13 protein-coding genes are annotated in these 14,890 nt (G+C 66.7%); 7 read left to right on the top strand and 6 right to left on the bottom strand.

The window, feature by feature from the left end; genetic code table 11:
• Positions 1-12: 12 nt before the first annotated feature.
• The 4 genes from ILT42_RS14435 to ILT42_RS14450 all read right to left on the bottom strand — a co-directional run bounded on the left by ILT42_RS14435 (position 13) and on the right by ILT42_RS14450 (position 4,140).
• Positions 13-867, bottom strand: coding sequence for a carbohydrate ABC transporter permease (locus ILT42_RS14435; RefSeq protein WP_204216322.1), 855 nt, complete (start codon positions 865-867; stop codon positions 13-15).
• Positions 864-1,715, bottom strand: coding sequence for a carbohydrate ABC transporter permease (locus ILT42_RS14440; RefSeq protein ID WP_204216323.1), 852 nt, complete (start codon positions 1,713-1,715; stop codon positions 864-866). The genes ILT42_RS14435 and ILT42_RS14440 overlap by 4 nt, the downstream gene beginning before the upstream one ends.
• 69 nt (positions 1,716-1,784) lie before the next feature.
• Positions 1,785-3,023 carry an ABC transporter substrate-binding protein gene (locus ILT42_RS14445; RefSeq protein ID WP_229428696.1) on the bottom strand — a complete coding sequence of 413 codons (1,239 nt, stop codon included), beginning with the start codon at positions 3,021-3,023 and terminating at the stop codon, positions 1,785-1,787.
• Positions 3,024-3,132: 109 nt separating this feature from the next.
• The gene (locus ILT42_RS14450) at positions 3,133-4,140 is read right to left on the bottom strand and encodes a LacI family DNA-binding transcriptional regulator (RefSeq protein ID WP_204216325.1); all 1,008 of its coding nucleotides are present in this window, start codon (positions 4,138-4,140) and stop codon (positions 3,133-3,135) included.
• Positions 4,141-4,479: 339 nt separating this feature from the next.
• Between ILT42_RS14450 and ILT42_RS14455 the strand changes: the two genes are divergently transcribed.
• The 6 genes from ILT42_RS14455 (at position 4,480) to ILT42_RS14480 (ending at position 9,715) form a co-directional block, all read left to right on the top strand.
• Positions 4,480-4,851, top strand: a complete 372-nt coding sequence (locus ILT42_RS14455) for a hypothetical protein (protein WP_204216326.1) — start codon at positions 4,480-4,482, stop codon at positions 4,849-4,851.
• Between the two features lie 276 nt (positions 4,852-5,127).
• Positions 5,128-6,093, top strand: a complete 966-nt coding sequence (locus tag ILT42_RS14460) for a sulfate ABC transporter substrate-binding protein (protein ID WP_229428697.1) — start codon at positions 5,128-5,130, stop codon at positions 6,091-6,093.
• Positions 6,094-6,096: 3 nt separating this feature from the next.
• Positions 6,097-6,951 (top strand): sulfate ABC transporter permease subunit CysT, encoded by an 855-nt coding sequence (cysT, locus tag ILT42_RS14465; RefSeq protein ID WP_204216328.1) that lies wholly within the window; start codon positions 6,097-6,099, stop codon positions 6,949-6,951.
• Complete coding sequence (gene cysW / locus ILT42_RS14470; RefSeq protein ID WP_204216329.1) at positions 6,944-7,819, top strand: sulfate ABC transporter permease subunit CysW; 876 nt, start codon at positions 6,944-6,946, stop codon at positions 7,817-7,819. Before cysT ends, cysW begins: the two co-directional genes overlap by 8 nt.
• A complete protein-coding gene (locus tag ILT42_RS14475; protein WP_204216330.1) occupies positions 7,785-8,867 on the top strand; it encodes a sulfate/molybdate ABC transporter ATP-binding protein in 1,083 nt (360 codons plus the stop codon). The genes cysW and ILT42_RS14475 overlap by 35 nt, the downstream gene beginning before the upstream one ends.
• 188 nt (positions 8,868-9,055) lie before the next feature.
• A complete protein-coding gene (locus tag ILT42_RS14480; protein ID WP_229428698.1) occupies positions 9,056-9,715 on the top strand; it encodes a Crp/Fnr family transcriptional regulator in 660 nt (219 codons plus the stop codon).
• Here ILT42_RS14480 and cydC read toward each other — a convergent pair.
• Positions 9,709-11,367, bottom strand: coding sequence for a thiol reductant ABC exporter subunit CydC (cydC, locus tag ILT42_RS14485; RefSeq protein ID WP_204216332.1), 1,659 nt, complete (start codon positions 11,365-11,367; stop codon positions 9,709-9,711). The genes ILT42_RS14480 and cydC overlap by 7 nt on opposite strands.
• Positions 11,364-13,121, bottom strand: a complete 1,758-nt coding sequence (gene cydD, locus ILT42_RS14490) for a thiol reductant ABC exporter subunit CydD (RefSeq protein WP_204216333.1) — start codon at positions 13,119-13,121, stop codon at positions 11,364-11,366. Before cydD ends, cydC begins: the two co-directional genes overlap by 4 nt.
• Before the next feature lie 156 nt (positions 13,122-13,277).
• Here cydD and ILT42_RS14495 point away from each other — a divergent pair, with 156 nt between their 5' ends.
• Positions 13,278-14,864 (top strand): cytochrome ubiquinol oxidase subunit I, encoded by a 1,587-nt coding sequence (locus ILT42_RS14495; protein WP_204216624.1) that lies wholly within the window; start codon positions 13,278-13,280, stop codon positions 14,862-14,864.
• The last annotated feature ends 26 nt before the right edge of the window (positions 14,865-14,890 follow it).

The following is a 14,890-nucleotide window of genomic DNA, read 5'->3' on the forward strand; positions in this document are numbered from 1 at the left end:
GGGAGCCTCCGTTTACTTGCTCGCGATGCCCCACACGGCGAACAGGTATCGCCTGACCGCGAAGATGAAGAGCACCGATGGAATGATGAGGATGAAGCCGCCCGCGAACCGGTAGTGCAGAGGGCTCTCGGACAGGACCTTGAGAAGGTAGGCCGTGAGCGTGCGTTCGCGAACGGTCAGGATCGAGGCCGCGAAAACCTCGTTCCAGGAGATCACGAAGGCAAAGATCGCGGTGGCGGCAAGCCCTGGAAGCGCCAGCGGCATCACGACCCTTAGAAAAGCTTGGAATCGGGTGCAGCCGAACACCCAGGCTGCCTCCTCGTACTCCCGCGGGATCCCCATGAACAGGCTCTGGGTCACGAGAACCGCGAAGGGCAGGGCCAGGACCGTGTGAATCAGCGACACTCCGAACGCCGTGTCGTAGAGGCCGAGCCGGATGAAGGAGACGGTCAGCGGAAGGGCCAGGATAGCAAGCGGAAAGGCGCGGGTGAGCAGCACCAGCAAGCGAAAGGCCGTCTGTCCCTTGAACGAGTAGCGTGCGAGCGCGTAGCCCGCCGGCGCTCCGAGCAGCACCGAGAACAGGACCGTGAAGCCTGCGGCGATGAACGAGTTCATCAGTGCGCCGAACACACCTTCGATGTTCAGGAACTGCAGCATCGAGGCCGCCGACAGGTCGGAGGGCCAGATCGATTTCGGCCAGCGGAACACTCCGAGACGTCCGCCGAAGGCGCCGAGCGCCACGAAATAGATCGGGAGCAGCACCCAGGCGAGGACGGCGATGATGCCGGTCCAGAGCAGCAGGCGGCGCGCGCCCGGAACGGAGATGCCGGACGGTTTCACGATGGGCGTTGCGGTGACGCTCGTCATGGCAGCTGCTCCGGGCGGACGCGCAGGACGCGCAGGTAAAACACCGTCGCGGCGATCGAAATCGCCATGATGAGGACGGCGTAGGCGGCCGCGACGCCATAGTTCTGGTTGATGTTCTGCCAGTTATAGGCCTCGCCCGCGAGCACGGGGAAGTTCGTGCCGCCGAGCGCGTAGACGACGGCGAAGACCTCGAAGGCCAGAACGGTGCGCAGGATCAGGGCCGATTGCAGGCTGGGCTTGAGCAGCGGCAGCGTGATCTTGCAAAAGCGCGTCCAGGGCTTGGCGCCGAAGATCTCCGCCGCCTCGGAGAATTCCTTGGGGATCAGCTGAAGACCCGCGATGACGATGACGAGCACGATGGCGGTGGCGCGCCAGACTTCGGCCAGCACGATGCCGATGAACAGCGTGACGGGCGTCTCCTGCGACAGCCATCCGGTCTGGCCCTGGATCAGCCCCAGACCGTAAAGAGCGGAGTTGAGATAGCCGGAATTCTGAAGGATCGCGAGCCAGGCCAAGCCTGCCGCCAGATCCGAGATGCCAAGCGGAATGGTGAAAACCCACAGGATGAGATCGCGGCCTTTTCCGACCTTCGAGATCATCAGCGCCATGCCGATGGCCAAGGCGACCTGGAGCGGCACCACCACGAGGGTCAGCATGAAGGTGTTGCGGATCGCGACCGAGAAGTTCAAGTCGCCCGCCATGCGCGCATAGTTGCCGAGCAACGTTCCGTCGTCGGACGAGAAGGACAGCCAGATCGTCTGCACGAGCGGCACGATGAAGAGCGCGCCGAGGAACACGACCGATGGCGCGATCAGGGCGTAGGGGATCCAGTTGGCACGCGTTGGCATGGCCGCTCCGGCAGGATGGACGGGAGGTCTCCCGGATCAACGCGAGCGATCCGGGAGGCAGGTCTCGGATCAGTTGACGGGGCAGGCGCCCTGGCTCGCCTTGTCGGGCGACCAGCAGGGAGCGTTGGTCTGCTTCATCAGGCCGTCGAGCACTTTGGCCTGGTCCTCCAACACGGTCTTCACCGGCTCGTTGCGCAGCACGATGCGCTGGAAGGTGTCGTTATAGACCTTGTTGAACTCGCCGCCCTTCGCGCCGAGCCCGACGGGCAGCAGTGACACGACGGCGTCCTTGGCCCCTTGCGTCGCCGCAACGGCGTTGGCCAGCAGCTTCACGCCGGGTCGCAGGTTGGTGGGCAGTTCGGCCTTCACGACAGGGAAGAAACCCACTTCGGCCGCGGTCTGTACCTGAACCTCGGGCTTCGTGAGATGCTCGATGACAGCGACGGCGCCCGCCCGGTTCGGCGCGTCCTTCGGGATCGCGAGCCCGGCGACGACGGGCATGTAGCCGCGCCCCTTCGGGCCGGCCGGAGCCGGGAACGTCACGAACTGGTCGGGCTGGGCATCGAGCGCATCCTTCACGCGCGCCACGTGGTCCCACGCGACCCACACTTCACCGGCGAGCAACGGCTCGTTCATGAAGTTGTAGTTGGTGGAGTTGGGATTGCTCACGGCCCACAGGGCCTTCATGGTCTCCCAGCCCTTCTCGGCATCAGCCGACTTGAACGGCGTCACGACGCCGCCCGTGAAGGAGGGGTAGAAGTAGCCCTGAAAAAAGCGCGGCAGCAGGCCCGTCGGACCCGCCGGGAAGCCGAGACGGCGTTGGCCCGTCTTCTCGGCGATGGTCTTGCCCCATTGCAGGAGCTGGTCGTAGGTTAGGGCATTGACGTCCGCGCCCTGCGGCAGGAAGGGCAGGGCCTGCTTGTTGGCCACCATGATGTAGGTGGCCTGCATCCATGGAATGTATTGCTGCTTGTCCGTGCCGAGCTTGCCGAGGGTCATGAGGTTCTCGGGGATGCCGAGGCTCGCGACCTTGGCGGCCAGGTCGTCGACAGGCTGAAGATCGTCCGGCACATGGGGTTGCAATTCGCCATGAAGCGCGCCGACGACGCTCACCGTACGCTTGCCGGCCTGCGTCTCCGCTTTCATGCGTACCGCGAAGGCCGGCGGCTCGTCCACCACGTAGGTCACCTTGCCGGCGATGCCCTTCAGGAGCACGTCGCGCACCTTGGTGGCCTCCTCGATCGGGCGAAGCTGGGTCGAGTAGAAGACCGTCTCCTGGGCCCTGGCGGCGGAGAGCCCGCCGATCATGGCGACGGCGATCGCGGCCGTCCTGAGCATGTCCTGTTTCATCGCATTACCTCCGGCGCTCCTTATCGTCACCCGCCCGGCCCGGATCGCTTGGCCGAACGGTCTCCCGTCACGGCGGGGCCGCGTGCGTGGCGCGCGGCACCTGCCGGACAGGCAAGATTCTTTGAAGATCCCGTGGGTCCCCGCCGCCGATCCGGGCCAGCAGCATCTCGGCGAGCTGGCGTCCCACCTGGGCGTCCGCGATTTCCATGGTGGAGAGCGGCGGATCGGTGAACGCGGACGAGGATATGTTGTCGTGACCGATGACGGAGACGTCCCGGCCGGGTCTCAAGCCCATATCCTTCAAGGCCTGCAGCGCCCCGATGGCGATGCTGTCCGTGGCGCAAAGCAGGGCCGTGGGGCGATCCGGCTGCGCCAGAAGGGCTCTGGTGGCCTCGTAGCCGCCAGCCTCGTTGGGGAAGGCTGTGACCTCGGCTCTTTCGGAGAAGCCGAGGTCGGACAGACCCCGCAGCCATCCGGTTCGGCGCAGGCCCGCGAAGGTCAGATCCTGCGGCGCCCCGATATGGGCGATGCGCGCGTGCCCGAGGCCGCCCAAGGCCAGCGTCGCGGTCCTGAAGGCCTCTTCGCCGTCGCCGTCGATGAAGGCGTGGCCCTCGTCCCGCGTCGTCCGGCCATGGGCCACGAACGGGATGCCCCGAGCCTCGAGGAAGGCCACGCGTTCGTCGTCCCGGTAGGTGCGCACGACGATCATGGCGTCCGCGCGCCGGCCCTCGACGAGGCGGCGATAGGTTTCCATTTCGCCCTTTCGGCTCACCGTGGGGACGAGCATGAGGTCGAGCCCGTCCTCGGCGAGCCGCTCCCCGCAGGAGGCGAGCATGTCGAGAAAGATGGCGGGACCGAAATGGCCCGGTTCGGCCGGAAGGGTCACGGCCACGGTCTCAGGGCGCCGCCGCCGCAGGCTTCGGGCGGCCGAGTTGGGCTGGTAGTTCATCGACCGGGCGGCCGCCTGTACGCGCTCGCGCGTCGCCGGCGCCACGTCCCCGTAGCCGTCAAGGGCACGGGATACGGTCGTGATCGACAGTCCGAGGGACTGAGCCAGTTGCTTCAGATTGGCCAAAGGCGCCTTTGCCCGTGCGTTGCCTTGATGAAGTTATATCCAAAACGTTTTGGATAACTCAATCAGACATTCGTCTAGCGTCGTCCTTGGGTGAACCTCTGCCCTGCAACGTCGGCTGGTCGCACCTCTGCCTGGGCGGGTCGAACGTTCTCGAATCCCAGCCCTGCGCGATGCAATTGAACTCCCCGTCGTAGTTTTTATAAAAGAACATTTCGGTTGACGAAAAGAACGGCTTGCCTACAATCAGTCCTGTTCTCGGGCTCAGGCCCGAAGCCGCGGTGATTTGAAGTGTGCAGCTTGCGCCGCGTCATCAAACGCTAAAGCGTCACGATGCGTCTCATGCGCTTCGTGATCCCATTGAAGGATTGCGATCATGACGAACCCTCTTCCGAGCAGGACTTGGTCCCGAACGGTTCGCCGCGTCCGCGGCGCCCGCGACTGGTTTCGGTGTTGAAGCGCGGCCTTCCGGCGTCCGATCACCTTCCCGTCAGCGCGGCCCTTTCCGGGCGGCAGAAAGTCATGCTCATGTCCACCACCACTCACGTCATCGAAGTCGGCGACGTTACGGCCGGCATCATCGTCGCCATCAAGGGCGGTTTCCGCTTCTTCGCGGCCGAAAGAGCCTTCAAATCACTGGATCTCGCCGTCTTCCCGACGATCGAGGATGCCAACCGGGCGGCGCGGGAGAAGCTGCCTCGTCAAAAGCATTAGAAGCCCCGGCGGTCCGGCCGGCCGCCTCGTCCTGCCTCTTTCAACGACACTCTGGGCCCGGGCGGGCCGGTTTCGAAGGCAACTTGATCTTGCCCGCCCGATCCTTATTGATGTCAGCGGTTGAGTGCCGTGGATGATCGGTCCCGTTGAGACTGCTCCGTATCTGTTTCCGAGGAGAAAGACATGCAGGCCGTGCCCCATCGACCGACCGCCCATGGGCGGCGTTTCAGGCCCCTCTGGCGCGGCTGCGCGGCTGCGCTTGTGGCGGGAGCTGCGATGCTGGCCGGCGGCTCTCACGCTCAGGCGCAGACGCAGCTTCTCAACGTGTCCTACGATCCGACCCGCGAGCTCTACCGGGAGATCAACAAGGCTTTCGCCGACGAGTGGAAGCAGAAGACGGGAGAGACCATCACGGTGCGGGCCTCCCATGGCGGCTCGGGTGCCCAGGCCCGGACCGTCATCGACGGCATCGATGCCGACGTGGTGACGCTGGGCATCCCGTCCGACATCGATGCGATTGCCAGGGCCACGAAGAAGATCCCGGCGGATTGGCGCTCCAAGCTGCCCAATAACGGCCTGCCCTACACGTCGACGGTGGTGTTCATCGTGCGAAAGGGCAACCCGAAGAGCGTCAAGGACTGGGACGACCTCGCCAAGCCGGGGGTCCAGGTGGTGACACCCAACCCCAAGACCTCCGCGGGCGGACGATGGAACTTCCTGGCCGCCTGGGGCTACGCGCAGCAGAAGGAGGGCGGCAGCGTCGAGAAGGCTCGCGCCTTCGTGACCGAAATCTACAGGAACGTCCCGGTGCTCGACACGGGCGCACGGGGCTCCACGGTCACGTTCGCCCAGCGCAACATCGGCGACGTTCTGCCGGCCTGGGAGAACGAGGCTTTCCTGATCTTGGAGGAGTTCGGCAAGGACAAGTTCGACATCGTCGTGCCGTCCGTCTCGATCCTGGCCGAGCCGCCCGTGGCCCTGGTGGACGGGAACGTGGATTCCAAGGGCACCCGCAAGGCCGCCGAGGCCTACTTGCAGTTCCTCTACGGCGACAAGGCCCAGGCGATCTTCGCCAAGCACCATTATCGCCCGAGCAAGCGCGAAGCCGCCGCCAAGGAGGACCTAGCGGACCTGCCGGAGATCAAGCTGTTCACCATCGAGTCGCTCCAGGGCAACTGGGACGACATCCAGAAGAACAACTTCGACAGCGGCGGCATCTTCGATCAGATCAGTAAACGGTAGTTCATGAGCTCTGCCGCACCGGTGCTCTCGCGCCTCAAGCGTCCGAGCGTGATCCCAGGCTTCGGGATCACGTTCGGCTTTTCGCTGTTCTATCTCGGTCTCATCGTTCTGCTTCCGTTGGCGGCGCTGATCGTGAGGGCATCCCGCATCGGCTGGGACGGGTTCCTGGCCGTCGCCACGGACTCGCGGGTGCTGGCCGCCCTGAAGGTCAGCTTCGGCATTTCGCTGCTGGCCGCTCTCGTGGCGTCGGTCTTCGGCCTGCTCGTGGCCTGGGTGCTCACGCGCTACGATTTTCCGGGCCGGCGCATCATCGACGCGGTCGTGGACCTGCCCTTCGCGCTTCCGACGGCGGTCGCCGGGATCGCGCTCGCGGCGCTCTATGCGCCCAATGGCTGGATCGGCGGCCTCGTGGAGCCGTTCGGGCTCAAGATCGCCTATACGCCGGCCGGCATTTTCATCGCCCTCGTGTTCATCGGCCTGCCTTTCGCGGTGCGCACCGTCGAGCCGCTGATCGCGGAGATCGACCGGGAGCAGGAGGAGGCCTCCGCCACCCTCGGAGCGTCCCGGAGCCGAACGTTGTGGAAGGTTCTGTTGCCGCCGCTCATCCCGGCGATCCTCACGGGTTTCGCGCTCGCCTTCGCCCGGGCGGTGGGCGAATACGGATCGGTGATCTTCATCGCCGGCAACCTGCCTTACGTGTCCGAGATCGCGCCGCTGCTCATCGTCATCAAGCTGTCGGAGTTCGACTACGCGGGCGCGGCCGTCATCGCCACGATCATGCTGGCGATCTCATTCCTGGCGCTGCTCGTCATCAACCTGATCCAGGCCTGGAGCCGGCGGAGGTTCGGCCATGTCTGACCGGCCCCTGTCCCCCTCGCCCGAGGGCTGGGAAAGCGTCACCACCGAGCGTCCGGTCGTGCGCTGGACGGCGATCACGGTCGCGCTGGTGTTCCTGGCCCTGTTCCTTCTCCTGCCGCTCGTGATCGTGTTCGTCGAGGCATTCCGGCGCGGGGCGCAAGCCTATCTCGAGGCGTTCCAGGAGCCGGACGCGCAGGCGGCGATCTGGCTGACGCTCACCGTGGCGGCCATCTCGGTGCCCCTCAATGTCCTGTTCGGGCTCACGGCCTCCTGGGCCATCGCCAAGTTCGATTTCAAGGGCAAGAGTCTTCTCATCACCCTCATCGACCTGCCGTTCTCGGTCTCGCCGGTGGTCGCGGGGCTGATCTACGTGCTGCTGTTCGGGGCGCAGGGCTTCTTCGGGCCCTTTCTGTCCGCGGCCGGCTTCAAGGTGATCTTCGCGCTGCCGGGCATCGTGCTCGCCACGGTCTTCGTCACGTTCCCGTTCGTGGCCCGGGAACTCATTCCTCTCATGCAGGAGCAGGGCACCTCGGAGGAGGAGGCGGCCCTGACGCTCGGGGCCTCGGGCTGGCGCACGTTCTGGACCGTGACGCTGCCCAACATTCGCTGGGGGCTCCTGTACGGCGTCCTGCTCTGCAACGCGCGCGCCATGGGCGAGTTCGGCGCGGTCTCCGTGGTGTCGGGACATATCCGCGGTCTCACCAACACGATGCCGCTCCACGTGGAAATCCTGTACAATGAATACAACTTCGTCGCGGCCTTCGCCGTCGCCTCCCTCCTGGCGGGCCTTGCCATCTTTACCCTCGGCGTCAAATCCTTCCTCGAATGGCGCTATGGCGATTCGCTCTCGAAGCGCGTCTCGCATTGATCGGAGCGAAGGTTTGGAGATCAGGGTCGCGGACGTCGCGAAGCGGTTTGGGGCCAATGCAGCCCTCGAAGACATCAACCTGACGGTGCGGCCCGGCGAGTTGCTGGCCCTGCTGGGGCCGTCCGGCTCCGGCAAGACGACGCTCTTGCGGGTGATCGCGGGGCTCGAGGAGGCGAACCAGGGCCACGTGTATTTCGGCGGGCAGGACGCCACGAGCCTGCCGGTGCAGAAGCGTCAGGTCGGGTTCGTGTTCCAGCATTATGCCCTGTTCAGGCACATGAACGTGGCCGACAACATCGCCTACGGCCTGCGCGCCCGCGAGCGGGCCCGCCGTCCCGCCGAATCCGAGATCCGCGACCGCGTCGGCAAGCTGCTCGACCTCGTGCAACTGCCGGGACTGGAAAAGCGGTTCCCGGCCCAGCTCTCCGGCGGGCAGAGGCAGCGCATCGCGCTCGCACGGGCTCTCGCGGTCGAACCGCGCGTGCTGCTGCTCGACGAGCCGTTCGGCGCGCTCGACGCGAAGGTGCGCAAGGACCTGCGCGGCTGGCTGCGGGAGATCCACGAGCGCACGGGACAAACCACAATCTTCGTGACGCACGATCAGGACGAGGCGCTGGAACTGGCCGACCGGGTCGCGATCATGAGCCAGGGCCGCCTGGAGCAGGTGGGGACCATCGACGAGGTGCAGGACAGACCGGCCACGCCCTTCGTGATGAACTTCCTCGGAGATGCGGTGCGCTTCGACGCCACCGTGGCGGACGGGCGGATCCTCGTGGCGGGGCGGCCCCTGGGCTTCAGGCCCCCGCAAGGGCTGTCGGGCGCCGTCGACCTCTATTGCCGCCCTTGGCATCTCCACCTCGTCCCGTCGGAGCAGGAGGATGCGAGCGGCACGATAACGGCCATCCGCCGGTTGGCCGGCGCACGGCGCGTCGAGGTGTCGGGGGCCGCGGCCGAGACGCTCGAGATCGACGTGCCGCTGGACGCTCCGCTGCAGCCGGGCGAGACCGTCCATCTGGGCATCAAGCAGGGCTTCCTCTTCCCGCGATAGGACAGAATGCCGCGAAGATCCCTGACCCGGAAGCGTGGCGTTTCCGAGACGTGGCGGCCCCCTTGTGCTAGGCTTGCGCCGCGATGACCGCTTCGACCGCCGTGTCCGGCCCCAAGACGGCCCTTTCAGCCGACAGGCCCACTTACCGACAGGCCTGCGGCGCCTGCTCCGGCTGCACGGTCCGGCGCATGGCGGTGTGCGCCGCCCTGGCGGACGACGAGGTCGCCGAGATGGAGCGCGTCATGAGCTCGTTCACGCTCGAGCCCAATCAGGCGCTGGTGGAGGAGGGCGACCCGAAACGGCGGGTCTTCACCCTGACCTCCGGCATGCTGCGGCTGTCCCTCATGCTGCCCGACGGCCGCCGCCAGATCACCGGCTTTCTCATGCCGGGCGATTATCTCGGCCTGTCCGACGATGAAGTCTATTCGCAGACCGCCGAGGCTGTGATGCCGTCCGTCCTGTGCGGCTTCGCGACCGCCGACATGGACAAACTCATGGAGCGTTATGGGCGCCTGAAGGACCGGCTCCACCTCATGACCCGCCGCGCCTTGCGTCAGGCGCGCGAGAGCCAGATGATCCTCGGCCGCCTCGCCCCGTCCGAGAAGGTCGCGTCCTTCCTGCTCGTCATGTCGGCCCGGGCCGCCGAGCATGGGCAACCCGAGAGCCCGGTCCATCTGCCCATGACCCGCACCGACATCGCCGATTTTCTCGGGCTGACGGTCGAGACCGTCAGCCGGACCTTCACCAAGTTGAAGACGCAAGGGCTGATCCGCCTTCCCGACCCCCACTCGGTCGAGATCGTGGACAAGCGGCTGCTCGCGGCGGTGGCCGGCAACGTCGCCTATTGAGGGCTGAGGCGCCCGTTTTCGACCCGCAAGACCCGGTCCACGGCCCCGTCCGGGAGGCTCGCATGGGTTGCCAGCAGCACCGTCCGGCCTCGCGTGGCCGCCGCAAGATCGGCCAAAAAGTCCGCTTCGGTCTCCCGGTCGAGGCCGCTCGTCGGCTCGTCGAGGGCCACGATCCTGGCCCCTGAGAGCAGCACGCGAGCCAGGCAGAGCCGCCGGGTCTGTCCGGCCGAGAGGGTGCGCCCGGCCTCTCCGAGCCACGTGTCGAGCTCCTCGGGCAAGCCTCGTACGAAGCCGTCCAGTCGGGCCGCCCGAAGGGCGCCCCAGAGAGCATCGTCATCCGCGTCGGGGCAACCGATCCTGAGATTGTCCCGGATGGTGCCGAGGAAGACAGGCGTGTCCTGGCTGAGCAGGGCGACGCGCCGGTGCAAGTTGGCCTGCGTCACCGTGCGGATATCCTGTCCGGCGACACGGATCGCGCCCGCCTCGGGATCGGAGAGGCGCAGGAGCAGGTGCAGGATCGTCGACTTGCCGCAGCCGCTCGGGCCGATGATGGCGACCCGTTCGCCATCCCTGACCTGCAGGCTGAGATCCCTCAGAACGAGCCTGTCGGGAGTGTGGCCGAAACGAACCGCCTCGAAATGCACGGAGCTTCCTTCCGGCAATGCCGATGGCCTTGCCGGGTCGAGGATGGTCGGTTCGGACGCGGCCAGCGCCTGGACCCGACGGCCCGCCGCGAGGGCCGCACCGAGCCGACCGGCGCCGCGGGCGAGAAGGCTCGCCGCCTCGAAGCTCGCCAGCGTGGCCAGAAGAAGCCCGACCAGCACCGGGCCGTTGACCGCGCCGGTGTCGAGAGCCTCCAGGCCTTGCCAGAGGATTCCGACGAGTGTCACTCCACCCATCGCCTGGACCCCGGCCGTACCGAGGGCGTTCAGGGCGCTCTGCCGGGTCCGGGCCCGCGTGAGGCGGCGTCCGGAGGCCGAGAAAGCTCGAAAGGCGCTCTCGGTCTGGCCCATGGCCCGGAGGTCCGCGTGGCCGTCTATCGCGTCCAGGACCCGCATCCGTAGCTCCGCCGAAGCCAGGGTCGCGGCCTCTCCCGGGCGCTGGCTCGCAAGGGCGAGGGCGATCGGGAGAGCTAAAGAGGCGCAGCCGAAGCCGAGGGCATAGATCGGGGCCGCATCCGGCAGCAGGACAGCCAGGAGGGACGTCATCGCAAGGCCCGCCGCAAGCGCCGTCAGGATCGGCCCGATGGCCGTCAGGAAGACGGTGTCGAGGGCGTCGACATCCGCAGTCAAGCGGGAGACCAGATCACCTCGCCGGAAGAGGCGACCCTGGAACGGCACGCGTGGGACCAGCCGGCGGAAGAGCCAGCCGCGAAGGTCCGCCAGGAGCTTCAGGGTGGCGTCATGGCCGACCAGCTTCTCGCCGTAGCGCGCCACGATCCGCATGAGGGAGAGGCCGCGCACCATCGCCGAGGGGCCGAACAGGTTGAAGGCCAGCCCAGCCGTCGTGAGCGCGGCACCTGTCAGGAACCAGCCCGAGACGCCGAGCAGGGCGATCCCGGCCGCCAAGGTGACCAGGGACAGGCCCAAAGCGGCCAAGAAGGGTCCGGTGCGCTTGCCGGCAAGGTGAAGGATCAGGCTGAGACTGTTCATGCGGCACCTTGCTGGGGCATGGGCGACAAGGCCCGGCGGGGGCAGAGGACGGGCAGGAGAGCGCCTCCTCCGATGACGAAGGTCCGGTCCATGGCGGCCGCCAGGGCCGCCGAATGGGTGGCGACGATCAGCGTGCGGCCCCTGGCGAAGGACAGGATTCCCTCGATGACCCGCTCCTCCATATCCGGGTCGAGGTGGGCGGTCGGCTCGTCGAGCAGGACGATGCCGGGATCGCGCAGGTAGATCCGCGCCAGGGCCACCCGGTGCGCCTCGCCACCGGAGAGACCGAGCCCGCCTTCGCCGATGGGGGTGTCCAGACCTTGCGGGAGCGCGTCGGTGAAGGCCGTCACGCCCGCAAGGTTTGCAGCCTTGTGCAGGAGGCTGTCGGGCGCTCCGGGCTGGCCGAGGCGGATATTGTCCGCGATGCTGCCCTGAAAGAGGTGCGGACGCTGGCTCAAGTAAGCCACGTCCCGCCGCAGGCCATCCTCGGACAAGCGCGACAGGCTCCGCTCCCCGAGCGCGATCTCGCCCTGGTACTTCCGCAAACCCGCCAAGGCTTCCAGCAGGGTCGACTTGCCAACGCCGCTCTCGCCCAGGACCGCCACGTGCTCGCCCGGCAGGGCCACGAGCTTGGCGTGGGACAGGATCGTGCGCCTGCTTCGCGGCGCGGTCAGGGTCAGGTCCGTGGCGAAGACGGACACGGCCCGGCCAGGCCTCTCGGCCGGGCAATGCCCGATAGTGGGGGCAGGGGCCTCCGGCAGGCCCTCGAACAACTCCGCGATTTCGGCCAGGGCGGCCTTGGCGTTGGCGCGGTCGTGGTAATGGACGGCGAGCTGGCGCAGGGGCAGGTAGACCTCCGGGGCCATCAGAAGGCAGAACAGGCCCGCCTGAAGGGTCAGCGCGCCCGTGCGCAGCTCCACGAGGCCGAGATAGGTGAGCCCGACGTAGAGGGCCACGCCCGCCACGCCGAGAGCCGCGAAGAACTCCAGCACCGCCGAGGACAGGAACGCGATGCACATGACGCCCAGCGTCCGCCGCCGCAAATCGTCGCCAGCCTCCTCGATCACGGTGGCCTCTGCGTCGGCCCGCCCGAAGAGCCTGAGGGTGACGATGCCCCGCAGCCGGTCGGCGAACAGGCCGGACAGCCGGGCGAAAGCCTGGACGTGGCCCCGGCTCGCGGCTTCGGCGCCCCAGCCGACAAGGGCCATGAAGACTGGGATGAGGGGCGCGGTGAACAAAAACAGCAGCCCCACCACGACATCGACGGGAAAGACCGCCGCCGCGAAGGCAAGCGGCAGGATGGCGGCGCTCACCGTGGCCGGGAGGTAGCGGACCAGGAAGCCCTCGACGGCTTCGACCTGATCCACCACGGCGCTGGCGAGCGCGCCCGAGGCGCGTTCTGCCGTCCAGGCAGGGTGCTGGGCCAGGATGTGGCGGAACAGGGTCTTGCGCAGGCGGGCCTTGACGGTCTCGGCGGCCCTTGCCCCGGCCTGCTCTCCCGCAAAGGCCAAGAGAGCTCGCAGGGCCATGAGTGCGCCGATCCCGAGGATGGGCTGGAGGAGGCTCATCCGCGGAACTTTCCCGACAACCGCATCATGCAGGACACCGGAGAGCAGGAAGGCCTGTCCCACGAGCAGCAGGCCCCCGATCAGGGGAGCGGCCACGGACAAGGCCGCGAGAGGACCGGTCTGACGCCACAGACCCATCAGGCGGCGCATGTGAACACGCCCCTCGGGCCCCCGTCCGGTCTCCATGTCCCGCTCCATGACCCCACCCCATTCCGATCCAGGGCAGGGATAAGGCTCCCGGTGACGGCGAGCATTGATTTGAATCAAGGCGCCTCCGGGCAGGCAGGTCTAAGCCCGGGGTCGATCCGGCACCGGCCGGGTCCGAACAAGGCACCGCATATGATCGACTACACCGTCGTGGACCTGTCGCGCCTGCAATTCGCAGCGACGGCCATGTATCACTTCCTTTTCGTGCCCCTCACGCTCGGCCTGTCCTTCATGATGGCGATCATGGAGAGCGTCTATGTCATGACGGGCCGCGACATCTGGCGGCGCATGACCCTGTTCTGGGGCGTCTGCTTCGGCATCAACTTCGCCATGGGCGTTGCTACCGGCATCGTCATGGAATTCCAGTTCGGGACGAACTGGGCGTACTACAGCCACTATGTCGGCGACGTGTTCGGAGCACCGCTTGCCATCGAAGGCCTGATGGCGTTCTTCCTGGAAGCGACCTTCATCGGCCTGTTCTTCTTCGGCTGGGACCGGTTGTCGAAGGTGGGCCATCTCGTCGTCACATGGCTCGTGGCGCTGGGCGCGAACTTCTCGGCCCTGTGGATTCTCATCGCCAACGGCTGGATGCAGAACCCAGTCGGATCGACCTTCAACCCGCAGACCATGCGCATGGAGATCGTCGACTTCATGGCGGTGATCTTCAACCCCGTCGCGCAAGCGAAGTTCGTGCACACGGTGAGCGCCGGCTATGTCACGGGCGCGATGTTCATCATCTCGGTCAGCGCTTACTTCATGCTGCGCGGGCGTCATCTCGAACTCGCCAAACGTTCGATGGCGGTGGCGGCGAGCTTCGGCCTCGCGGCATCGCTGTCGGTGGTCGTGCTGGGCGACGAGAGCGGATACGTCACCACCGAGCACCAGAAGATGAAGCTCGCGGCCATGGAGGCCATGTGGGACACCGAACCCGCGCCGGCGGGCTTCACGCTCTTCGCGCTGCCGGACCAGCAGACGCGCCAGAACACCTATGCGATGCACATCCCCTATGCGCTCGGGCTGATCTCGACCCGCTCGATCAGCAAGGAAGTGCCCGGCATCCTGCCCCTTGTGGAGCATGCCAAAACGCGGGTCCAGAACGGCACCAAGGCCTATGCGGCCCTGCAGGCCGTGCGCGCCAACCCGAACGATGCCGAGGCCCAGAAAACCTTCGAGGCCAACTGGCACGACTTGGGCTACTCGCTGCTGCTCAAGCGCTACCGCGACGACGTGCAGAACGCGACGCCCGAGGAGATCGAGAAGGCCGCCTTCGACACGGTGCCGCACGTGCCGCCGCTGTTCTGGAGCTTCCGCATCATGGTGGCTTTGGGCTTCTACTTCATCCTGTTCTTCGCGGTCGCGTTCTGGCTCGCCACGAAGCACAAGCTCGGCGACAGCCGCCTGCTCCTGAAGATCGCGCTGTTCAGCCTGCCGCTGCCGTGGGTGGCCATCGAGGCGGGTTGGCTCGTGGCGGAATACGGACGCCAGCCCTGGATCATCGAGGGCGTTTTGCCGACCTTCTATGCGGCCTCCGGCCTGACCCTGACGGACCTCGCCATCAGCCTCGGCGTCTTCCTGACGATCTACACCGTCCTGTTCATCATCGAGATGATCCTGATGGTGAAGGTGATCCGCAAAGGGCCCGCCGACGAATTGCTGGTGCAGGACGGCCTTGGGGGCGGCGCCTATGTGCCCGCCGGCGCCACCGCACGCCCCGAACGCTGAAGCCTGTCACATCGAAGGATATCCAC

This window comes from Microvirga pudoricolor (genome assembly GCF_016892705.1).
GTDB classification, from domain to species: domain Bacteria; phylum Pseudomonadota; class Alphaproteobacteria; order Rhizobiales; family Beijerinckiaceae; genus Microvirga; species Microvirga pudoricolor.